Source organism: Thiovibrio sp. JS02, assembly GCF_053485635.1.
The window spans coordinates 1,893,210-1,917,051 of the sequence record NZ_CM130715.1; the positions used below are offsets into that span (position 1 = coordinate 1,893,210).

Annotated in this window: 12 protein-coding genes, 2 tRNA genes and 2 rRNA genes; 11 read left to right on the top strand and 5 right to left on the bottom strand. The window is 57.0% G+C overall.

From position 1 onward, the window contains the following. Positions 1 to 4 precede the first annotated feature (4 nt). The 4 genes from ACUUL3_RS08820 to ACUUL3_RS08835 form a co-directional block, all read right to left on the bottom strand. Positions 5 to 2,961: ribosomal RNA gene (locus tag ACUUL3_RS08820) — 23S ribosomal RNA — on the bottom strand. 173 nt (positions 2,962 to 3,134) lie between these two features. Then, positions 3,135 to 3,210 (bottom strand) — tRNA-Ala (locus ACUUL3_RS08825). Between the two features lie 17 nt (positions 3,211 to 3,227). After that, a tRNA-Ile gene (locus ACUUL3_RS08830) sits at positions 3,228 to 3,306 on the bottom strand. Positions 3,307 to 3,425: 119 nt separating this feature from the next. Next, a 16S ribosomal RNA gene (locus ACUUL3_RS08835) occupies positions 3,426 to 4,987 on the bottom strand. Together the 16S and 23S rRNA genes with 2 tRNA genes alongside form the textbook arrangement of a ribosomal RNA operon. Positions 4,988 to 5,482: 495 nt before the next feature. On the opposite strand from ACUUL3_RS08835, the gene amrS reads away from it, so the two are divergent. From amrS to ACUUL3_RS08890, 11 genes are all read left to right on the top strand, one after another. Beyond that, positions 5,483 to 6,502, top strand: coding sequence for an AmmeMemoRadiSam system radical SAM enzyme (amrS, locus tag ACUUL3_RS08840; RefSeq protein WP_448550617.1), 1,020 nt, complete (start codon positions 5,483 to 5,485; stop codon positions 6,500 to 6,502). A gap of 161 nt (positions 6,503 to 6,663) precedes the next feature. Then, the gene (locus ACUUL3_RS08845) at positions 6,664 to 7,992 is read left to right on the top strand and encodes a 3-deoxy-D-manno-octulosonic acid transferase (RefSeq protein ID WP_448550618.1); all 1,329 of its coding nucleotides are present in this window, start codon (positions 6,664 to 6,666) and stop codon (positions 7,990 to 7,992) included. Positions 7,993 to 8,013: 21 nt separating this feature from the next. Continuing rightward, positions 8,014 to 9,126, top strand: coding sequence for a glutamine-hydrolyzing carbamoyl-phosphate synthase small subunit (gene carA / locus ACUUL3_RS08850; RefSeq protein ID WP_448550619.1), 1,113 nt, complete (start codon positions 8,014 to 8,016; stop codon positions 9,124 to 9,126). Between the two features lie 45 nt (positions 9,127 to 9,171). Then, positions 9,172 to 12,387 carry a carbamoyl-phosphate synthase large subunit gene (gene carB, locus ACUUL3_RS08855; protein WP_448550620.1) on the top strand — a complete coding sequence of 1,072 codons (3,216 nt, stop codon included), beginning with the start codon at positions 9,172 to 9,174 and terminating at the stop codon, positions 12,385 to 12,387. Positions 12,388 to 12,624: 237 nt separating this feature from the next. Further along, complete coding sequence (gene ftsH / locus ACUUL3_RS08860; RefSeq protein WP_448550621.1) at positions 12,625 to 14,448, top strand: ATP-dependent zinc metalloprotease FtsH; 1,824 nt, start codon at positions 12,625 to 12,627, stop codon at positions 14,446 to 14,448. 91 nt (positions 14,449 to 14,539) lie between these two features. Further along, positions 14,540 to 15,379, top strand: a complete 840-nt coding sequence (gene folP / locus ACUUL3_RS08865; RefSeq protein ID WP_448550622.1) for a dihydropteroate synthase — start codon at positions 14,540 to 14,542, stop codon at positions 15,377 to 15,379. A 45-nt stretch (positions 15,380 to 15,424) separates the two neighbouring features. After that, the gene (locus tag ACUUL3_RS08870; protein ID WP_448550623.1) at positions 15,425 to 17,398 is read left to right on the top strand and encodes a class I adenylate cyclase; all 1,974 of its coding nucleotides are present in this window, start codon (positions 15,425 to 15,427) and stop codon (positions 17,396 to 17,398) included. Between the two features lie 26 nt (positions 17,399 to 17,424). Beyond that, on the top strand, positions 17,425 to 20,394 hold the full coding sequence (locus ACUUL3_RS08875) for a sensor histidine kinase (protein WP_448550624.1): 2,970 nt from the start codon (positions 17,425 to 17,427) through the stop codon (positions 20,392 to 20,394). Further along, positions 20,391 to 21,053 carry a response regulator transcription factor gene (locus ACUUL3_RS08880; protein WP_448550625.1) on the top strand — a complete coding sequence of 221 codons (663 nt, stop codon included), beginning with the start codon at positions 20,391 to 20,393 and terminating at the stop codon, positions 21,051 to 21,053. Before ACUUL3_RS08875 ends, ACUUL3_RS08880 begins: the two co-directional genes overlap by 4 nt. A 44-nt stretch (positions 21,054 to 21,097) precedes the next feature. Beyond that, positions 21,098 to 21,364 carry a thioredoxin family protein gene (locus ACUUL3_RS08885; RefSeq protein WP_448550626.1) on the top strand — a complete coding sequence of 89 codons (267 nt, stop codon included), beginning with the start codon at positions 21,098 to 21,100 and terminating at the stop codon, positions 21,362 to 21,364. Between the two features lie 109 nt (positions 21,365 to 21,473). Further along, positions 21,474 to 22,400, top strand: a complete 927-nt coding sequence (locus ACUUL3_RS08890; RefSeq protein WP_448550627.1) for an HDOD domain-containing protein — start codon at positions 21,474 to 21,476, stop codon at positions 22,398 to 22,400. Between the two features lie 93 nt (positions 22,401 to 22,493). Here ACUUL3_RS08890 and ACUUL3_RS08895 read toward each other — a convergent pair whose 3' ends face one another. Then, positions 22,494 to 23,822, bottom strand: a complete 1,329-nt coding sequence (locus ACUUL3_RS08895; protein WP_448550628.1) for an HD domain-containing phosphohydrolase — start codon at positions 23,820 to 23,822, stop codon at positions 22,494 to 22,496. Positions 23,823 to 23,842 lie beyond the last annotated feature (20 nt).

A 23,842-nucleotide genomic window follows, 5' to 3' on the forward strand; every position in this document is an offset into this window, starting at 1 on the left:
AGAGATGGTCAAGCCGCACGGCTTATTAGTACCAGTAAGCTCCATGTGTTGCCACACTTCCACACCTGGCCTATCAACGTTGTGGTCTGCAACGAGCCTTCAGGTGGGTTACCCCACGGGATATCTTATCTTGGAGTGGGCTTCCCGCTTAGATGCTTTCAGCGGTTATCCCTTCCGAACGTGGCTACCCTGCCGTGCCTCTGGCGAGACAACAGGAGCACCAGTGGTTCGTCCATTCCGGTCCTCTCGTACTAGGAACAGCTCTCCTCAAATATCCTACGCCCACATCAGATAAGGACCAAACTGTCTCACGACGTTTTAAACCCAGCTCGCGTACCGCTTTAATTGGCGAACAGCCAAACCCTTGGGACCTGCTCCAGCCCCAGGATGCGATGAGCCGACATCGAGGTGCCAAACCTCCCCGTCGATATGGACTCTTGGGGGAGATAAGCCTGTTATCCCCGGCGTACCTTTTATCCGTTGAGCGACGGCCCTTCCATACGGGACCGCCGGATCACTAAGACCTACTTTCGTACCTGCTCGAAATGTCTCTCTCGCAGTCAAGCTCCCTTATGCCTTTACACTCTACGGCTGGTTTCCAATCAGCCTGAGGGAACCTTCGCGCGCCTCCGTTACACTTTGGGAGGCGACCGCCCCAGTCAAACTACCCACCAGACATTGTCCCAAACCCGGATTACGGGTCGTGGTTAGAAGCCTAAAATAATCAGGGTGGTATTTCAACGTTGACTCCACAAGAACTGGCGTCCCTGCTTCACAGTCTCCCACCTATCCTACACAAATCATTTCAAACTCCAATGCCAAGCTATAGTAAAGGTGCACGGGGTCTTTCTGTCTTGATGCGGGTAACCGGCATCTTCACCGGTGTTACAGTTTCGCTGAGTCTCTAGTTGAGACAGTGGGGAAATCGTTACGCCATTCGTGCAGGTCGGAACTTACCCGACAAGGAATTTCGCTACCTTAGGACCGTTATAGTTACGGCCGCCGTTTACTGGGGCTTCGGTTCAGTGCTTCGCCGAAACTAACACTTCCCCTTAACCTTCCAGCACCGGGCAGGCGTCAGACCCTATACTGCGTCTTTCGACTTCGCAGAGTCCTGTGTTTTTAGTAAACAGTCGCTCCCCCCGTTTCTCTGCAACCCCCTTCCGCTCCATAAGTGAATTACTTCACGTAATGAGGGCATACCTTCTCCCGAAGTTACGGTATTATTTTGCCGAGTTCCTTAACTAGAGTTCTCTCAAGCGCCTTGGGATACTCTCCCTACCTACCTGTGTCGGTTTACGGTACGGTCACTCTATCAGCTCGCTACGAGGATTTTCCTGGCAGCATGGGATCAATCACTTTAGTGCGGTAAACCGCTTCGTCGTCGCGCCTCAGCGTTAACAAGGTTCCGGATTTGCCTGGATCCTCCGCCTACACGCTTAAACCGGGACAACCAACGCCCGGCTGACCTACCCTTCTGCGTCCCCCCTTCGCTCAAACGCTGATAAAATGGTACAGGAATATTAACCTGTTTCCCATCGACTACGCCTCTCGGCCTCGCCTTAGGGACCGACTAACCCTGAGCAGATTAACTTTACTACAGGAAACCTTAGGTTTTCGGCGTGCGGGTTTCTCACCCGCATTTTCGCTACTCGTGTCAGCATAAGCTCTTGTGATACCTCCAGCACTCCTCGCGGTGTACCTTCTCAGGCGAACACAATGTTCCTCTACCACCACGCTTGCGCGTGGTCCGTAGCTTCGGTAGCATGCTTAAGCCCCGTTAAATTTTAGGCGCAGACCCATTCGATCAGTGAGCTATTACGCTTTCTTTGAAGGATTGCTGCTTCTAAGCCAACCTCCTGATTGTCTGGACAGTTCCACATCCTTTACCACTTAGCATGCATTTAGGGACCTTAGCTGACGGTCTGGGCTCTTTCCCTTTTGACCACGGAACTTATCTCCCGCAGTCTGACTCCCGTACTTGAACTTGACGGCATTCGGAGTTTGATAAGGGTTGGTAATCCTGTGGGGACCCCTAGCCTTGTCAGTGCTCTACCTCCGTCAGTCATCATACGAGGCTATACCTAAATATATTTCGAGGAAAACCAGCTATCACCGAGTTTGATTAGCCTTTCACTCCTAGCCACAGCTCATCCGAACAGTTTTCAACCTATATCGGTTCGGGCCTCCACGAAGTGTTACCTTCGCTTCACCCTGGCCATGGCTAGATCACCCGGCTTCGGGTCTACCCCATGCAACTTGTCGCCCTATTAAGACTCGCTTTCGCTACGGCTACACCTTTCGGCTTAACCTCGCTGCATAGGATAAGTCGCTGACTCATTATGCAAAAGGCACGCGGTTGCACTGTATTGCTACATAGTGCTTCCACTGCTTGTAGACAGACGGTTTCAGGTTCTATTTCACTCGGGTCCCCCCGTTCTTTTCACCTTTCCCTCACGGTACTAGTTCACTATCGGTCACCGGGTAGTATTTAGCCTTGGAAGATGGTCCTCCCAGATTCCCACTAGGTTTCACGTGCCTCGTGGTACTCGGGGACACCCTAGGGTGCTTCAGGATTTCGCATACCGGACTATCACCGTCTGCGGTGGGCCTTTCCATGCCCTTCTGCTATCCATCCACAATCCCATGTCGGGGCCCCACAACCCCATGTCATAAATGGCATGGTTTGGGCTTCTCCGCGTTCGCTCGCCACTACTTACGGAATCTCTAAATTGATTTCTACTCCTGCAGGTACTTAGATGTTTCAGTTCCCTGCGTTCGCCTCGTTACACCTATGTATTCAGTGCACGATACCTGAACATTACTTCAGGTGGGTTTCCCCATTCGGAAATCTCCGGTTCAAAGCCTGTTAGCAGCTCCCCGAAGCTTATCGCAGCTTACCACGTCCTTCTTCGCCTCCCGGTACCCAGGCATCCTCCGTCTGCCCTTAGTAGCTTGACCAAAAAACGCTTGATCATTTCTTATCTCAGCTATTTGGGTACAACAAAAACAAAATATTCAATTATCAAAGATCTACTCGCAGAATCTCTCTGCCTGAGCTGAAAGCTCAAAACTAAAAGCCTATTCCCATAGACTTCTACTCTTCAACCTTCATCCCTTTCCATTACTGCTAATGGTGGAGGTGAACGGGATCGAACCGATGACCTCCTGCGTGCAAGGCAGGCGCTCTCCCAGCTGAGCTACACCCCCACTCGTTACCAGTCTGGTGGTGGGCCTAACTGGACTTGAACCAGTGACCTCACGCTTATCAGGCGTGCGCTCTAACCGGAACTGAGCTATAGGCCCGTTCGTTTTCTCTACGTCTGGTGTCACTGAACAAAACAGCGATCACTCAAAACTGAATAGTGATGTAAGACAGGGTTGACCAGGTATGCATTACCGTTACCGGTAACGTGCATCCTTTAAAAGGAGGTGATCCAGCCGCAGGTTCCCCTACGGCTACCTTGTTACGACTTCACCCCAATTACCGACCATTCCTTGGCAGCCTGCCCCCCGAAGGTTAGCTCAACCGCTTCTGGAACAACCGACTCTCGTGGTGTGACGGGCGGTGTGTACAAGGCCCGGGAACGTATTCACCGTGGCATGCTGATCCACGATTACTAGCGATTCCAACTTCACGGAGTCGAGTTGCAGACTCCGATCCGGACTGAGACAGGCTTTTCGGGATTCGCATCACATCGCTGTGTCGCTGCCCTTTGTACCTGCCATTGTAGTACGTGTGTAGCCCTAGACATAAAGGCCATGAGGACTTGACGTCATCCCCACCTTCCTCCGGTTTGACACCGGCAGTCCCTCTAGAGTGCCCAACTGAATGCTGGCAACTAAAGGCGAGGGTTGCGCTCGTTGCGGGACTTAACCCAACATCTCACGACACGAGCTGACGACAGCCATGCAGCACCTGTCACCGGGCTCTTTCTAATGAAAGCACTTCACTGTTTCCAGCAAATTCCCGGGATGTCAAGCCTAGGTAAGGTTCTGCGCGTTGCGTCGAATTAAACCACATACTCCACCGCTTGTGCGGGCCCCCGTCAATTCCTTTGAGTTTTAACCTTGCGGCCGTACTCCCCAGGCGGTGCACTTAATGCGTTAGCTGCGACACAGGAAAGGTCAACACTCCCCTACATCTAGTGCACATCGTTTACAGCTGTGGACTACCAGGGTATCTAATCCTGTTTGCTCCCCACGCTTTCGCGCCTCAGCGTCAGTATTCGTCCAGAAAGTCGCCTTCGCCACCGGTATTCCTCCCGATATCTACGAATTTCACCTCTACACCGGGAATTCCACTTTCCCCTCCGATACTCAAGCCAACCAGTTTCAGATGCACTTCTCATGGTTAAGCCACGGGCTTTCACATCTGACTTGATCGGCCGCCTACGCGCCCTTTACGCCCAGTAATTCCGATTAACGCTCGCACCCTCCGTATTACCGCGGCTGCTGGCACGGAGTTAGCCGGTGCTTCCTCTGCAGGTACCGTCAAGCTGCGCAGATATTAACTACACAGCATTTCTTCCCTGCTGACAGAGCTTTACGACCCAAAGGCCTTCATCACTCACGCGGCGTCGCTGGATCAGGCTTGCGCCCATTGTCCAATATTCCTCACTGCTGCCTCCCGTAGGAGTCTGGTCCGTGTTCCAGTTCCAGTGTGGCGGATCATCCTCTCAGACCCGCTACCCATCGTCGCCTTGGTAGGCCTTTACCCTGCCAACTAGCTAATGGGACGCAGGCTCATCTCTGCACAGTAACTTCCAAGGAGAGGTCACCTTTCCTCATAAAACTCGCGTTCCATGAGTGTATCCGGTATTAGCAGTCCTTTCGAACTGTTATCCCAAATGCAGAGGTAGATTACCTACGCGTTACTCACCCGTGCGCCACTCTACTCAGGGCCGAAGCCCCTTTCTCGTTCGACTTGCATGTGTTAAGCACGCCGCCAGCGTTCAATCTGAGCCAGGATCAAACTCTCCAGTTTGAAATATCTTATCAACCCGTAAGCTGATATTCTTCTCATTCAAGAGCTTTTGATTCTCTTTTTACAAAACTCGCCAGGGCTTTCACCCTGGACTTCTTGGGCCCATCTTATTCTCACTATTCAGTTTTCAATGATCGCTGCGCCAAGACCTTGACCGGAAGTCAAACTTGGTTTCCCTCGTTGGGAGAGGGGGAAGTTAGCCGATGTCTTTTCACAAGTCAACGGTATTTTTTCACCCTGCTGTTTTTTCTCGCCGTGCATTCCGGCGAACAGCTTCCCTCGTCGAGAGAGCGGGAAAATAGCCGATGTGGCCTCCCGCGTCAACGGTATTTTTTGTTTTTTTCGAGCAATACCGCAAAAAAGACACTAATTCATCAAATTAGATTGATCCATTTTGTGTTGACCCCCGTTTCCCCTTTATGACTTAATATATATGTATTAGGCGACAGCTCGACATCCCAGGCGCCGTTGGCGTCACAACAAGGGGGGGGGAATATGCAGGACGCACGCTTTTACCGAACCATCGACAGCAAAACCCTGGAGGTGCAATGCCATCTCTGCAACCATCATTGCCGGATCCCCAATGGCAAGCGCGGCATCTGCCAGGTTCGCGAAAACCAGGGTGGGGTTCTGAAAAGCCTCAACTACGGCAGATTGGTAAGCGAAAATATCGACCCCATCGAAAAAAAACCGATCTTCCACCTTCTGCCCGGCACCCGCTCCTACTCCATCGCCACGGTCGGCTGCAACTTCCGCTGCAAGCATTGTCAGAACTACGAGATATCCCAGTACCCGAGGCTCTCCCCCGGCCCCTTGCCCGGCACCCTGCGCACCCCGGCAGAAGTGGTCTCCGCCGCCCGGGAGAGCCGCTGCCAAAGCATCAGCTATACCTATGTGGAACCCACCATCTTTTACGAATTTGCCTATGATTGCGCAAAGCTTGCAAAAGAGGCCGGGATCAGGAACATCTTCGTCAGCAACGGTTACACCGGCGCCGAGGCGACCCGGGAACTCGCCCCTGTTCTCGACGCCAACAACATCGACCTCAAGGCCTTCACCGACAAGTTTTACCGGGAGGTCTGCAAGGCGCGGCTGCAACCGGTGCTGGACACCATCAAGCTCATGCATGAACTCGGGGTGTGGGTGGAGGTAACCACCCTGGTGATCCCCGGCTTAAACGATTCCGAGGCGGAACTCCTCGACATCGCCCGCTTCATCAAATCCATCTCCGTGGATATTCCCTGGCATGTCACCCGATTCTGGCCGACCTATGAGATGACCGACCGCCCACCCACCCCGCACTCCACCCTGATCAGGGCCAGGGAGATCGGCCTTGCCGAGGGGCTGCGCTTTGTCTATGTGGGCAACATCCCGGGCGGCGAAGGCGAAAACACCTACTGCCCTGAGTGTAAAACCCTGCTGATCGAACGCATCGGCTTTTCCATAAGCCAACTGCTCGTGAGCGCCGAGGGCGCCTGCCCGAAATGCGGGACCAGAATCGCGGGCGTTTTTTAGCGGGAAAACCGTGATCCGCGCGGGCGGTCACCGTCCCCTTCCCCGCGCGGATCAGCCCCGAATTCCTATTGACTTACCCCCCGCAATCAGTTTTAATGTTGTGATTTTATCCAGGGGTCGGAAACGGCATTTTCTCTCGCACATAAAGGGCAACTTCATCCTTGTTATATCTTCTGTATCAGCTCGTTGGTTGGCTCTTGTTCATCGTCGTTTCCCCCTTTGCCTTTGTTTACATTTTCGCCACCGGCAAACATCGCCAGGGGATTCGGCAACGCTTGGGTTTTTTTGAGGATCTCCGTCTTGACGAGGAAAAATCCCAGCGCATATGGATTCACGCGGCCTCGGTCGGCGAAGTCCAGGTGGCCCGCGCCCTGATCGCCCAGATCAGCACGCAGCTTCCGGAGGCCGCCGTTATCCTCTCAACGGGAAATCGCCATGGCTACAGCGTGGCGGTAAACCAGTTGCCGGCAGAGGTCACCTGCATATACGCCCCCCTCGATCTGATGGGCGTTGTCAACCGGGCATTGGACGCAATCCGGCCCACGGTATACATCTGTCTGGAAACGGAATTATGGCCCAACGTCATCCGGCAGGCATATAGTCGCGGCGTAAAACTGCTCCTGCTCAACGGCCGGCTTTCCGAGAACTCCTTTGCCGGTTACCGGAAAATAAAGGGATTCATGCGGGATCTGCTCTCCTGTTTCACCAAAATAGCCGTGATTCAGGGAGGAGACGCAAAACGCTTCCGGACCCTTGGGGCAAAGCCGGACCGGATACGCATCCTGGGCAACGCAAAATATGATCAGGTTGCGCGCGGCATTGACCGGGGAACGGCGGAACGTTACCGACGGCTGCTTTCGCTTCACCCCAAACAGCCGGTCCTGGTGGCGGGCAGCACCCACACCGGCGAAGAAGAGATGCTCATCGAGGTCTTCCGCTCCCTGCAGCAGCGATTGCCGGACTTGATCTGGGTGGTGGCGCCCAGGCACCTGCGGCGTCTTGATGAAGTGGAAAAACTGTTCAGCGAAAAAGGGATCGCCATTGAACGCCTGAGCCGGATTTCCGAGCAGGGCCGTTTGGCCGAGGTGATCCTGGTGGACGGCATGGGCGAGCTGGCAGGTCTTTACTCCATAGCCACCTATGTTTTCTGCGGCGGCAGCCTGGTGGAACGCGGCGGTCACAACATCCTGGAAGCAGCGGCCTGGGGAACACCGGTTTTTTACGGACCCTGCATGAAGGATTTTCTGGATGCCAAGGCGCTCCTGGAATCGGAGCAGGCGGGCTTTTGCGTGAAAAATCACCAGGAGCTGACAAAAAGGCTGCTCTATTATATCGACCGACCGGAAGAGTATGCCGTGGCCGGCAGAAGCGCCATGAAGGTCGCCAAAAGGCAGGAAGGCTCCGCGGCAAAACAGGTCGCACTCCTCAAAGAGGTTATAGAAGCGCAACGCAATGCGCATAGTTTCGTGCGGACTGCGGACACCAACTAATTTATTGTTTAGGGTATTTCTATGAAAGCACTTATCGCCCTTGAAGACGGCACCATTTTTGAGGGAAGATCATTCACCGGCGCCGGCGAGACCTCCGGCGAAATCGTCTTCAACACCGGCATGAGCGGTTACCAGGAGGTTCTGTCCGATCCCTCCTACAAGGGACAGATCGTCACCATGACCTACCCGCTCATCGGCAATTACGGCATCAATCCGGAAGACATGGAATCGGAGAAGGTGCAGGTGGAGGCCTTCCTGATCAAGGAATACAACGCCATCCCCAGCAACTTCCGGGCCACCGGCACCCTGGCCGATCTGCTTAGGAAATACAATATTCTCGGTGTCGAAGGCATCGACACCAGGGCGCTGACCCGTCATATCAGAATGGCCGGGGCGCTCAAGGGTATCGTCTCCACCGAGGATCTTGATCCGAAATCCCTGGTCGCCAAGGCAAAGAACTCCCCCGGCCTTGTCGGCCGCGATCTGGTACGCGAGGTGACCTGCAAGGAGCCCTATGGCTGGAAGAACGACGCGCCGGTTCCCGGCAGCGACTTTTCCACCGCCGGCCCAGGCAAACACAGGGTGGTGACCATTGATTACGGCCTCAAATACAACCAGCTCCGCCTGCTGTCCGAAAGGGGCTGCAGCGTCCAGGTTGTTCCCTGCACGGCCACCGCGGACGAGATCCTGGCCATGAAGCCGGACGGTGTTTTTCTCTCCAACGGCCCCGGCGACCCGGCCGGTATCCCCGGGGTCATCCAGGTGATCCGCGACCTTCTCGGCAGGAAGCCGATCTTCGGCATCTGCCTGGGCAACCAGCTGCTCGGCCTTGCCTACGGGGGCACCACCTACAAGCTGAAATTCGGCCACCGCGGCGCCAACCAGCCCGTCAAGGACCTCACCACCGGCAAGGTGGAGATCACCTCCCAGAACCACGGCTTCTGTGTCGACATGAACAGCCTGGACAAGGACGAGGTGGAGCTTACCCATCTCAACTTAAACGACAACAGTGTCGAAGGCATGCGCCATAAGAAGTTTCCGGCCTTTTCCGTGCAATACCATCCGGAAAACGCGCCCGGCCCCCACGACTCCCTGTACCTCTTCGACAGATTCGTCGAAATGATGCGGAGATAGCGACAACAGACCCAACCGACCCAACCTTAACGGTGACATACGAAAATGCCTAAAAGAACCGACATCAAAAAAATCCTCATCATCGGCTCCGGCCCGATCATCATCAGTCAGGCCTGCGAGTTCGACTACTCCGGCACCCAGGCCGTGAAGGCCCTGAAGGAAGAGGGCTACGAGGTCGTCCTGATCAACTCCAATCCGGCCACGATCATGACCGATCCCGAGATCGCCGACCGCACCTATATCGAGCCGATCACCCCCGAGATGGTGGCCAAAATCATTGAACGGGAACGGCCCGACGCCCTGCTGCCCACTCTGGGCGGCCAGACCGCCCTGAACACCGCCATCAAGGTGGCCGAACTGGGGGTACTGGACAAATATGGGGTGGAGCTGCTTGGCGCCAACATCCCGGTCATCAAGAAAGCGGAGGGACGCGACTCCTTCCGGGCCGCCATGCGGAAAATCGGCCTCAAGGTGCCGGAAAGCGCCATCATCCACACCCTTGAAGAGGCCAAGGCCGCCAGCGAGCAGATCGGCTTCCCCATCATTGTTCGACCCAGCTTCACCCTGGGTGGCACCGGCGGCGGTATCGCCTACAACTCCCAGGAACTGGAGGAATACTGCAAGGCCGGCCTCGACCTGAGCATGAATTCCGAGGTCATGCTGGAACGGAGCCTGCTGGGCTGGAAGGAATACGAGCTTGAGGTGATGCGCGACAGAGCCGACAACGTGGTCATCATCTGCTCCATCGAGAATATCGACGCCATGGGCGTACACACCGGCGACTCCATCACGGTGGCTCCGGCCCAGACCCTGACCGACCGCGAATACCAGATCATGCGCAACGCCGCCATCGCCATCATGCGGGAGATCGGTGTCGAAACCGGTGGCTCCAACGTGCAGTTTGCCGTGAATCCCAAAAACGGCGAACTGATGATCATCGAGATGAACCCCCGGGTGTCGCGGAGTTCCGCCCTGGCTTCCAAGGCCACCGGTTTCCCCATCGCCAAGATCGCGGCCAAGCTCGCCGTGGGCTACACCCTGGACGAACTCAAGAACGACATCACCCGGGAAACCATGGCGGCCTTTGAACCCACCATCGACTACTGCGTGGTCAAGATCCCCCGCTTCACCTTTGAGAAGTTCCCCGAGGCCGACGACTTTCTGACCACGGCCATGAAGTCGGTGGGCGAAACCATGGCCATCGGCCGCACCTTCAAGGAGGCCTTCCAGAAGGGCATGCGCTCGCTGGAAATCGGGGTGAGCGGCTTTGGCGCCGATCCCAAGTTCAATCTTGAGAAGCTGGACCAGCAGGACCTGGAAAACGGCCTGCGCAAACCAAACTCCAAGCGGTTCTTCCAGGTCTTCGAAGCCCTGCGCCGTGGAATGAGCATCGAAAAAATTTACGCCCTCTCCTTCATCGACCCCTGGTTCCTGCACAACTTCAGACAGATCGTCGACACCGAGACGCGCATCCGCGAAAAGGGCTTCAACGGCCTTGATCGGGAGTCGCTCCGGGAATTCAAGGAACTCGGCTATTCCGACCGGCAGCTTGCGTATCTTACCGGCACCTCGGAGGAAGACATCTGGGAACTGCGCGAAAAACTACAGGTTCAGCCGGTCTATAAACTGGTCGATACCTGCGCCGCCGAGTTTGAGGCATACACCCCCTACTATTATTCAACCTATGAACTGGAGGACGAGGCGCGGGAAACCTCCGGCCGCAAGGTCATGATCCTGGGCGGCGGCCCCAACCGCATCGGCCAGGGCATCGAGTTCGACTACTGCTGCGTACACGCCTCCTTTTCCTTGCGGGAGATGGGCATTGAATCGATCATGGTCAACTCGAACCCGGAAACGGTTTCCACCGACTATGACACCTCGGACAAGCTCTATTTCGAGCCGCTGACCAGGGAAGACGTTCTTCACATCATCAACAAGGAAAAGCCCGACGGCGTCATCGTCCAGTTCGGAGGCCAGACTCCGCTCAACCTCGCCGTGCCCCTGGCCAAGGCCGGCGTACCCATCCTCGGCACCTCGCCGGACTCCATCGACCGCGCCGAGGACCGGAAACGCTTCCAGCAGTTTCTGCACAAGCTGGACCTGCGGCAACCGGAAAACGGTACGGCGCAGACCGCGGACGAAGCCACCGCCATCGCCGGCCAGATCGGCTATCCCGTGGTGGTGCGCCCATCCTACGTGCTGGGCGGCCGAGCCATGCGCATCGTCTATAACGAAAGGGACCTGATCTCCTACATGCATTCGGCCATCGATGTCTCCCCGGAACGCCCCATCCTGATCGACAAGTTTCTGAAGGATGCGGTGGAGATCGACGTGGACGCCATTTCCGATGGCGAAAACACCATCATCGGCGGCATCATGCAGCACATCGAAGAAGCGGGCATCCATTCCGGCGACTCCGCCTGCGTACTGCCGCCCCATTCCATCTCCAAGGAGATGCTCGAAACCATCAAGAACGCCACCCGGGCCATGGCGGGCGAGCTCAAGGTCAAGGGGTTGATGAATGTCCAGTATGCGGTAAAGGACAACACCCTTTACATCCTGGAGGTAAACCCTCGGGCCTCGCGGACGGTGCCCTTTGTCAGCAAGGCCACCGGCGTGCCCCTTGCCAAGCTGGCCACCATGGTCATGCTCGGCAAGACCCTGCCCGAACTGGGTCTCACCGAGGAGGTGGAGGTTTCCCACTATGCGGTCAAGGAGGCGGTCTTCCCCTTTGACCGCTTCGACAACGTGGACACCCTGCTGGGTCCGGAAATGAAATCCACCGGCGAGGTCATGGGCATGGACGAATGCCTGGGGCTTGCCTTTGCCAAATCCCAGCTGGCGGCAGGCCAGAGGATCCCCACCGAGGGCAACGTGCTCCTGAGCGTACGCCACAACGACAAGCCGGCCATTGTCCCCATTGCCAAGAAGATCATCGCCCTGGGCTTCAAGATCCTCGCCACCCGCGGCACCGCCAGGATTCTCGCGGAAAACGGGATCGAATGCGCCAGCGTGTTTAAAATTTCCGAGGGCCGGCCGCACATCCTGGACAAGATCCAGGACAAGCAGATCCAGTGGATCGTCAACACCTCGCTGGGCACCAGGACCACGGAGGATGCCTATACCATCCGCCGGGCCGCCCTGAACTACCATCTGCCCTATACGACCACCATCGCCGGGGCGGAATCCATGGTCAAGGCCATTGGCACCATGCAGCAGGAATCCATGGAGGCCAAATCGGTGCAGGAGTATTTTCAGTAAAGAGCCCCGCGGATAGCGCGCCCCGCTCCGCCGGGACGCGGACGCACTCCGTGGCCTTGAAAAAATGAGGGATTGTCCCCCCATCTATGGACTTTCTCGGCCGACTGACTTATTGTTGGAAAGATATCGAATCAACTCCGCCCATTCCATGGTCTTTCCCTTTCGACGGAACAAGGAACCCGCGGCAGACTCCGCAAGTCACACTCTGCAACAGGCACGTGCTCAGGGAGGTTTTGTTTGAACAGCTTTTATAAAAATTTGTCCATGTGGCTGGTAATCGGCCTTACCATGATCCTGCTCTTCAACCTCTTCAACAAGCCGCAGACCTCGGTGGTCGAAATGAGCTACAGCGATTTTCTCACCAGCGTCGAGTCGGGCGCCGTGACCGCGGTATCCATCCAGGCCGATGAGGTCACCGGCGAATCCAGCGGCGGCAAGACCTTCAAGGTCATCATCCCCATGGACTCCGAGTTGATCCCGACCCTGCGCAAGGCCGGAGTTAATATCAAGGTCAAGCAGCAGGAGGAAACCCCCTGGTACGTCACCGTGCTGATTTCCTGGTTCCCCATGCTTCTCCTCATCGGGGTCTGGATCTTCTTCATGCGCCAGATGCAGGTGGGCGGCGGCAAGGCCATGAGCTTCGGCAAGAGCCGGGCCCGCCTCATGGACCAGGAACAGAGCAAGATCACCTTTGCCGATGTGGCCGGAATCGAAGAAGCCAAAGAAGAACTTTCCGAGATCATCGACTTCCTCAAGGACCCGAAAAAATTCACCCGCCTGGGTGGCCGGATCCCCAAGGGCGTGCTGCTTGCCGGCTCCCCGGGTACCGGCAAGACCCTGCTCGCCAAGGCCATAGCCGGCGAAGCTGACGTGCCCTTTTTCTCCATCAGCGGTTCGGACTTTGTCGAGATGTTCGTCGGCGTGGGCGCCTCCCGGGTGCGCGACCTCTTCATCCAGGGCAAGAAGAATGCGCCCTGCATCATCTTCATCGACGAAATCGACGCGGTGGGCCGCCATCGCGGCGCCGGCCTGGGCGGGGGACACGACGAACGCGAACAGACCCTGAACCAGCTCCTTGTCGAGATGGACGGCTTCGAGTCCAACGAGGGCGTCATCATCATCGCGGCCACCAACCGGCCGGACGTTCTCGACCCCGCCCTGCTCCGGCCCGGCCGTTTCGACCGGCAGGTGGTGGTGCCGGTCCCCGACGTCAAAGGCCGGGAAAAAATCCTTGCCGTGCATGGCCGCAAGAAAGCCCTGGCCGACAATGTCGACTGGGAGATCATCGCCCGCGGCACCCCGGGTTTTTCCGGGGCGGACCTTGAAAACATGGTCAACGAGGCGGCTCTGCTCGCCGCCCGCGGCAACGCCGAGAAGATCACCATGCAGCACCTGGAGCAGGCCAAGGACAAGGTGATGATGGGCGCTGAGCGCCGCAGCATGATCATCACCGAAAAAGAAAAAGAAATCACCGCCTACCACGAGGCCGGCCACGCCCTGGTGGCCAGGCTGCTGCCCGGCACCGACCCGATCCACAAGGTGACCATCATCCCGCGTGGCCGGGCTTTGGGGCTCACCCAGCAACTGCCGGTGGACGAAAAACATACCTACTCCAAGTCCTATCTCCTGAACAATCTCTGCATCCTGCTGGGCGGCCGGGCGGCCGAGGAAATCGTCTTCGGCGAGATCACCACCGGCAGCGGCAACGACATTGAACGCTGCACCCAGATGGCCCGCAAGATGGTCTGCGAGTGGGGGATGAGCGAGACAATGGGGCCGCTGACCTTCGGCAAGAAGGAAGAGCAGATCTTTCTGGGCCGCGAGATCGCCCAGCACCGCGACTACAGCGAGACAACCGCGATCCGGATTGATGACGAAGTGAAAAACATCGTGCTGGCCGCCAACGAGAAGGTGCATCAGCTCCTTGCCGGGCATATCGAAATATTGAAGGCATTGGCCGCCGCTCTTCTCGAAAAGGAAACCCTGGCCCTTGACGATATCGAGGTGCTCATGCGCGGCGGGGCAGCCCAGGAAGCCGACGGGGCCATGGCCGCCTCCTGAGGGAGACCCGAGCGCAGAGACGTAACAAAGACATCAATCCAAGGCCCTTTGAGGATCCCTCCTCAAAGGGCTCTCTCTTTTCAAGGCCGCCGTGCAGATTCCCCTGAAAAACAAAACCCTTGTCGTTGGTCCCCGCTCCCTGATCATGGGGATCCTCAATGTCACTCCTGATTCTTTTTCCGATGGCGGCAGCTTTCTGGCCGAGTCGAACCTTGCCGCCCAGGTGCGGGCCATGCTCACGGCGGGCGTCGACATCATCGATGTCGGGGGCGAATCAAGCCGCCCTTTTGCGGAGCCGGTTTCCGCCCCGGAAGAACTGCGGCGCGTCCTGCCCGCCATCGCCTGCATCCGACGGCTGGCGCCCGACATTGCCGTCTCCATCGACACCACCAAGGCCGAGGTTGCCGAGGCTGCCCTGACGGCCGGCGCCGATATCATCAACGACATCAGCGCCCTCCGTTTTGCGCCGGAGATGATCCGGGTCGCCCTTGCCCACCAGGCCCCGGTCATCATCATGCACATGCTGGGAACCCCCAAGGACATGCAGGTTGCGCCCGCCTACCAGGATGTGGTCGCCGAGGTAAAGGAATTTCTGGCGGAAAGGATTGCCTGGGCGGAGGCGGCGGGACTTTCCCGCGCGAGAATTATCATTGACCCGGGCATAGGATTCGGCAAAACTATAGATCATAACCTGACGCTCTTAAAGCATCTGCCAAAGCTTAAGAGCCTCGGTTGCCCGCTCCTTGTCGGCCATTCCCGCAAGGCGTTCATCGGCAAGATCCTCGATCTTCCCGTCCAGGAACGCGACGTGGCTTCCGCCGCCATTGCCGCCTATTGCGCCGGTCTTGGGGCTTCGATCATCCGCGTGCACGATGTGGCAAAAACCGTCCAGGCGGTGCGGATGATCGAAGCGATCCGGCAGGCTTCATAACGAAAACGCCTCATCGCAGGCACAGGAAGAGTATACCGACAGCCCATGAGCGCCTTTCAGGAAAAGATTGCCAGCTACCGGAAGTACAACGAGGAAAGAAAGGCCAAAGCCGCGCTCTTCGACACGCACCAGAGCAACCTCCTGCTCAAGGTGATCCCCTATCTCCTGCACAGCAACTATCCCGACCTGCCCGGTTATCTGGCAAACCAGAACTGCCCCTACGGCATTCATGCCTTTAACCCTGAAGAGGAGATGAGCCACGAGCTTTTCCGCCGGTACTTCCCAAACTCAACGGCAATGCGCATCGACACCCCCTCCCCCCACACGGAAACCCCCTGCATCCACTCTTTAAAAACCATCGGCAGCATCGGCACCATCGCCCAGTCCGAAATCTCCGACTGCGACTACTGGGTGAGCATCCGCAAGGAGGAAATCGGGGAAGAGGGGCTTGCGCTCCTGCTGCAAAAATGCAAGGCCGTGGAAGAGTGGATGCTCAAACGCGGGCTGGAAGTGCATTTTTTCCTCATGGACATCGATCAGACCAGGGAAAACTCCTTTGCCAGCGAGGCGGACGAGGAGTCGGCCGGCTCGGCGATCAAGGCGCTTCTCAAGGACGAGCTGTTCCGCACCCATATCCTGGTTGCCGGGAAAATGCTGCTCTGGTGGCTCATCCCTCCCGGGCTCACCGAAGGGGAGTACCGTATCTTTGTCAAGAACCTCATTGCCAATAACAAGATCAATCCCGACGATTTCGTCGATCTCGGCTACCTCTCCGATATCCCGAAATCGGAGATTTTCGGGGCCTGCCTCTGGCAGATGAACAAGGCGCTGGACAGCCCCTTCAAGTCGGTCATCAAATTCGCCTACCTGGAACTGCTCCTGCGCCGGGAATCAAAAACCCTGCCGCTCTTCTCCGACAGGGTGAAGTGCCTGGTCACCTACCCGGAAAAATTGCCAGAGGAGGAACAGGGAAAGATCGAACTGGCCGAGGTTGATCCGTACATCCTTCTGGCCCGGGAGATCGTCGCCTTTTATCAGCAGGAAAAGACCGAGCAGAAACGGGCACCGCTCATCCAGGAATGCCTTTTCCTGAAAGCCCTGGAAGGCATGGAGTCCCAGCAGAACACCAAGTTCGGCGAACGCAGCCACCTGAAGGCGACCATGAACATGATGCAAGCCTGGAATCTGCTGCCGGAAAACTACGCCCATTTTCTCCGCTTCCGCGACTGGAAATATAAGGAGCTGATCGCCTTCGGGGCCAAGGTCCACGATTACCTCATCGAAACCTACAAGCGGCTGCGCTGGATCTTCAAGAGCTTCGGCGTGGAGACCGGGCTCACCATCACCGAGCGCGACATCTCCATCCTCGGCCGCAAGCTGTTCACCTTCTACGAGCAGAAGGAAAACAAAATCGATTATATCCGCAGCGTCTCCCGGGATCTGATGGCGCAGAACCACATCACCATCCATATCACCAGGTATGAGGGGGTTTTCTACTATTACGCCTTCCAGGGCGAACATGACCAGGAATCGGTCAAGCGCAATGTGGAATCGGTGATCAAACGGGAAGACAACATGGTCCGCCTCATTGTCTGGCTCCTGGTCAACGGCATTCTTTCCGCGAAAACCAACCTCCACCTGACCAAAAACTTCCTGCCCATCGATCTGGTGGACATCCAGCAGCTCACCGACACGCTGGTGAAAACCTTTCCCATCATCCACTTCTCAAAAATACCGCCGGCAAACCTTCTCAAGCGCGAAACCGTGATCAGGGCGCTGGTCATCGTCAACTTCGAAAAGGAGCCGGTCAAGGGGAGCAAGATCCTGAAGTCGACGGTGGTGACGGAGAGCAGCTACGGCGAGTACTTCATCCAGTCCCATACCACCCTGACCCAGCTGAAAAACGCCATGCGTCAACTTCTGACCCAGCACTATGTGAGCCGCTGGAACAAGAATCTGGATATCTTCATCCCGCCCCAGGATGAGCAGAGCTACCTCAAGGCCATGATCGAAGGATAAAACAGGATGCACCTTCCCATGAGGGTATGATGACGACGGCAATCGGGCGTGGGAACAGCGAGGTTGGCGAGCAGCTGAAAAGAACGGGTCTTGCCGCCCTCCTTGCCGTGCTCGGGCTGGCCGGCAACGCCCTCGCCCTGCCTGTTTCCTTCGGCGTCTCCTTCATCTTCGGCAGCATCTTTTCCATTCTCGCCGCGGCCCGACTCGGGGTCTGGCATGGCGCATCCGTTGCGCTGGTCGCCTCGCTCTACACCTATTTCCCCTGGAACCACCCCTACGCCATATTCATTTTCACCCTGGAAACCCTCTGGATCGGCCTGGCCTTCAAACAGGGCAGATCGAACATCCTTCTGATCGACGCCCTCTACTGGCTGTTCCTCGGCTCGCCCCTGATCGCCCTTTTCTATGGGGCAGTCATGGATCTTGGCGCGCAACACACCACGACCATTATTCTGAAACAGACGCTGAACGGACTCTTCAATGCCCTGATCGCCTGGCTCCTTCTTTCCTTCCTCCCAATCGTCCCCAGATTGGGCGGCCCCGTGCTCCAAGGACGGATTCCCTTTCAGCAGCTCATCTTCCAGATGGCCGCCATTTTTTTGATGGTTCCTTCCCTGGGGATGTTCCTTTTTCAGGCACATCGCGAGGTTTCCGCAAGCCAGCAACGGATCGCCCGCGACATCCTGGCCGAATCGCAATTGACCGCGAATTCCGTGGCCCATTGGGTGGCCGTCCATGTCAATGCGGCTCGCGTCATAGGCGAACTCGGCTCCAGCCACCCCCTGACCCCCTCTGAAAAACTGCAGGAAGAGGTGGCGCGCATCCACGCCCTGTTCCCTGATTTCCACAACGTATTCCTGGGCGACGCCACCGCCACCACCGTCGCCTTCCATCCACCGGTGAACGAAAAGGGCCAGCCAACCATCGGCATCAACTTCGCGGACCGGGCCTGGTTCAAGGAACTGAGCAGCACCCTGCGGCCTACGATTTCCGATGTTTTCCTGGGCCGGGGAGGGATCTTTGCCCCGACATTTTCCATCAGCGTCCCCATCCTCCGCGACGGCAAGCTCTCCCACTTCGGCCTGGGCGCCATAAACCTCCGGCATATGCGGAAATTGCTTGACCTGGCCCGCGAGGGCAAGGAGTTCATCTACACCGTGGTCGACCGAAACGGCAATGTGGTGATCAGTACCGATGAGACAAGAAGATCCCTCGCCCCCCTGGTAAAAACCAGGGGCGGAACGACTTCCGCCATTGCCCCGGGAGTCACCCTCACCGTCCCCGGCGCCAGAAAACATATCAGCGTCATGGAGGCATGGGAGGGCGCATACTACGCGACGACCCTGCCGGTTTCGGGAACGCCCTGGACCTTGCAAACGGAATACCCGATCGCGCCGGTGCAGCACTATTTCTATAAATCCACGATTCTGGGGTTCTCCATCGTCGCCGGCTTCGCCGCGATTATGATCGCTTTTGCCGCGATCATCAGCCGGATGCTGACTGCGCAGATTCTTTACCTGGCCCGTGTTTCCAAAAACCTCCCGGCCAGGATCGAAAAACGCGAGCCCATCAGCTGGCCCCAGTCAAAAATCATGGAACTCGCCGAACTCATTGAAAATTTCCAGCAAGCATCAACCAGCATTGATAAAAATTTCAGCAAAATCAACGAGTACAGCCTGAATCTCGAAGAAACCGTGCAAAAACGTACCGCCGAGCTGGTCCGGGAACGCCAGCGCCTCGACCATATCATCGAAGGCACCAATGTCGGCACCTGGGAATGGAACGTGCAGACCGGGGAAGTGACATTCAATGAACGCTGGGCAGGGATCATCGGCTACCGACTTGCGGAGCTTGCGCCCCTCAGCATCCAGACCTGGCTGACCCATACGCACCCCGACGATCTCAAGGTCTCGGAGGCGTTGCTTGAAAGACATTTTTCCGGTGCAACGGATTATTACGAGTGCGAATGCCGGATGCGTCACCGGGCGGGCCACTGGATCTGGGTTCTTGACCGTGGCAAGCTGGCCTCCAGAACCGAGGACGGCAAACCGCTGATCATGTCGGGAACCCATGCGGACATCACCCGCCGTAAAAATACCGAGCTTGAGCTTCGGGAGAAAACCTCGCAACTGCAAGCCCTCACCAATGAACTGGAACAACGGGTCGAAAAGGAGTTGGCCCTCCGGCGCAAAGGAGAACAACTCCTTTTCCAGCAATCAAAGCTCGCGGCCATGGGCGAGATGCTGGGCGCCATCTCCCACCAGTGGCGGCAACCGCTGAACGCGCTCGCCCTCATCATCCAAAATATCCGGGACGCCTACAGTTTCGGGGAAATGGCTCCAGAGCGCCTGGAACATTCCGCCCAGAAGGCCATGGCCCAGATTCAGCACATGTCGGGAACCATCGACGACTTCCGCAATTTTTTCCGGCCGGACAAGGAAAAGGCGGAGTTCGATCCGATGCGGGCTGTCGGCGATGTGCTCGGCCTGATGTCCGCGCAGTTGGCGGCCAACGGCATCACCTTTCGCCTGGCCTGCACCACCCATGGCAGGGTCTACGAAAACGAGACCGAATTCATCGCCTGCGAGTCAATGACGGTCACCGGCCATCGCAACGAGTTCCAGCACGTCATCCTCAATCTCCTCAACAACGCCCGCGACGCCATCATCGAACACGGAAAAGCCGTCTCCGGAGCCACCCGGCCACCGGGTCGAATCGACCTGGAGTTCCAGCACACCGGGGCCGCTGTCATCATCGCGGTGAAAGACAACGGCGGCGGCATCTCCCCTGAAATAGTCGACCGTATCTTCGAACCCTATTTCACCACCAAGGCCCCTGACAAAGGCACGGGGTTGGGACTTTACATGTCCAAGGTGATCATGGAGCACATGGGAGGCACCCTGACCGCCGGCAACAGCGGGCAGGGTGCGGTATTTGTCATTGAACTGCCCTTTGCGGAGAGCAGCCACGGCACCCCGACGAGGAATGAATCATGACCGAACTCGAAGGCAATGACCTCACAATCCTCTACGTGGAGGACGACGACCTCACCAGGGGGGAACTGGAACAAATCCTGAAACGGCGGGCCGGCAAGGTGCTGGTGGCGGAAAACGGCCAGGTCGGCCTGGAGCTTTTCCGCAGGTTCGCTCCGGATCTGGTGATCACCGACATCCGCATGCCGGTCATGGACGGACTCCGGATGGCGCGGGCGATCCGCGAATTGTCCCCGGGGGCAAGAATCATCGCCACCACCGCCCACAGCGAGACATCCTACCTCCTGGAAGCAATCGAGGCCGGAATCGACCATTATGTCCTCAAGCCCATCGATGTCGGCAAGCTCACTGCCGCCATCGAAAAATGCAGTCTCGACATCCTTGCCCGGAAAGCCCAGGAGCGGTATCATCAGGAGCGGGAAAACCTGATCACGAAACTGCGGGCCGCCCTGGAAGAGATAAAGACCCTGCAGGGAATCCTGCCGATTTGCAGCTTCTGCAAAAACATTCGCAACGACCAGGGATACTGGGAACAGGTGGAGGCGTATATCAGCCGTCACACCGATGCCGAGTTCAGCCACTCGGTCTGCCCGGACTGCCTTAAAAAACATTACCCGGAGCACTATGAAAGCATCATGGCCATCCGCAAAAAGAAGGAGTGAAGCGGGGAGACGGTGAAAGCACCTCCGCCGCGCAGCAACCACCTATGATGAAAATAGAATTCTACCGGACCGTTCTCTGCCCGCGCTGCCTCTATGTGGATCGGGTGCTGAAAAAAATCTGCGCCGAGATCCCTGACCTTGTCATCGAACGCATCGAGGTCATCACCAATCCGGAGCGGGCGCGGAAAGCTGGCGTCCGCAGCGTGCCAACCCTCAAGATCGGCGACGATCTGCTCGCCGGCTTCATGCTTAACCGCAAAAAAATCGATCACTTTCTGGAAAGATGCCGGCGAAGCAGTGAAGGGGCGTGACGAAACCCGCTTTGTTCCCTGGACGTTATCCGCCCTACCCGCCGCAACAATTTGCTATGAAAAACTGTTCGTGATATGGTGGAATACAGCAGGCGCGATCAACAACCAAATGGAGCCGAAACGGCATGTCCGCAACCAAAGACGCATTGCCCACACACCCATGAATTCCATCCAGTTCGTAAAAACCCTTCAGGATCTTCCGACCCTCTCCGCCGTGGCCAACCAGATAAACGAAGCGGAAAACAAGGCGGCCCTCAATGCCAAATCCTTAAGCGTAATCATCAAGAGGGATCCCGCCCTGAGTTCCAAGATCCTCAAGCTGGCGAACTCCGCCTATTACGGATTGGCGAAGGAGGTGAAAACCATTGAAAGGGCCGTCACCGTTCTCGGTTTCAGCACCATCAAGAATCTGGCGTTGACCATTTCCGTATACAAACTTTTCAAGTCCCAGATGGAAAGCTGTTTTGATATGGAAGGGCTCTGGCATCACAGTCTGGGGTCCGCGGTGGCGGCCAAGAATCTCGTTCTGGACGCACAGGCCGACGTCAACCTCGCCGAACAGGCTTTTTTGGGGGGCATCCTGCACGACATCGGCCTTATCGCCTTTGCCCACAAGATGCCGGAAAAAATGAACGAAGTCCTGCAGATGGTCAGTCAGATGCACTCCCCGCTCTCGGAGGTGGAAAAGGATATTCTGGGTTTCACCCACCAGAAGGTCGGCGGGCTTCTCGCCCAGATCTGGAATTTCCCGGAGGCGTATGTGCATGCCATCAAGCACCATCACGGCGATTTCCCCTCCACCCTGGATGAGGATCGGGACGTTGCCACCGTGGTCCGCGCGGTTTTCATCGGCAACCAGATGAGCAAGGTTCTCAAGCTTGGCAACAGCATTGAAATGACCCCGGAAAAAATTCCGGTGACGGTCTGGCAGGCCCTTGGCGTGCACCGTCAGAATCTGCCCGCCATCCGCGACAAGATCCTCACCGACTATCAGGCCCTGAAAGAATCCTGGAATCTCCAGGAAGAAGCGGCCTGATCCTGCCCATCCCGGCCGTTGCCTTAAGCGCGGCTTCAGCGGATTCCGAAAAACCGGCAATTGCCGATTGACCGTCAGCCTTGCCGGCGGCCATCATCCTTTCATGGAGATAAAAACGCCATGGGAGGCCGGATCAAGCTCATAGTAACGCTTCAGGATCTCGATGTTGGTCCGGTTGAGAGCCGCCCCCTTGCCGAGCAGAAGAATGCCTGTCCCGCTGAAGACGTCGCGGCTGACCACCATGCCTTCGGCAAGATCCCGGGGATAGATCTCCAGTTCCAGGTGATCGGTCCTGGGCAGGTTTTTCCGGTAAAATATCTTTGCCGCGTCACAGACCCCGGGCACCAGTCTGGGGTCGAATCGTTTGCCTGCTTCATCCAGGGCCTGCCGCAGCGCCAGGTCGATCCCCGCGGTTCCCTCGTATTTCCTCACCCGGTTGTCGATGAAATCGGCGATGGCGATCAGCCTGGCCGCCAGAGGAATCTCCTTCTTCTTGAGTTTGTCCGGATACCCTTCCCCGTCAAAGCGCTCATGATGATGGCGGATGATCACCCCTGCTTCGTCCAGATCGCTGATGCTGGCCAGGGCCGCCTGGCCGCGCACCGGGTGCTTGATGTACTCCTCGCGCTCCTCGATGCTCATGTCGGATGCCTCAAGCCGCAGCATGATGTCCGGAATGCCGATCTTGCCGATATCATGCAGGAGGGCGGCGACCAGGAGAACTTCCCGCTCCTCGGCCCCCATGCCCAGCTTGGCCCCGACATTGGCGGCGATCTCCGCCACATTACGCGAATGACTGCGCATGCGCTTATCCCGCAGCTCCAAAAGACCGGCAAAGGCCATGATCGAACTCTTGAAATTCTTCCGGAGCCGTTCAGTGAACTTGCGTTCCTCGTCATAGCGGACCTGCAGTTCCATGGTCTGCTCCTGAACCATCTTTTCAAGCTCGGTATTCCACCGTTTCAGCTCCTCGTTCTGCTGCTTGACGATTTCGTTGAGCCGCCGGTTTTCCTTGATCAGAAAATAATTCTGCAGGGCGGACTGCACGGTGCGGACAAGCTCTTCGTCATTCCAGGGCTTATTCATGTAACGGAAGGCACCGCCCCTGTTGATGGCATCGACGGCGGCATTGATGTCGGCATAGCCGGTGAGAAGTATCCTGATCGAGAGAGGGGAGAGCCTTCGGGATTGTTCCAAAAATTCGACGCCGCTCATCTCCGGCATGCGCTGGTCGGAAACAATGACTCCGATGTCTTTTTCCGACTCCAGAATCCTTAAAGCCTCCTTGCCGGAAGAGGCGGTAAACACCGCAAAGGCATCGTCCATGAACAACCGTTTCAGGGCGCGAAGAATATTCACCTCGTCGTCGACAAACAGGATCTTCCCCGGTTCCGGACTGATTTCCTCTGTATTGACTGCCATTGTTGCGACCTCCAGAACTG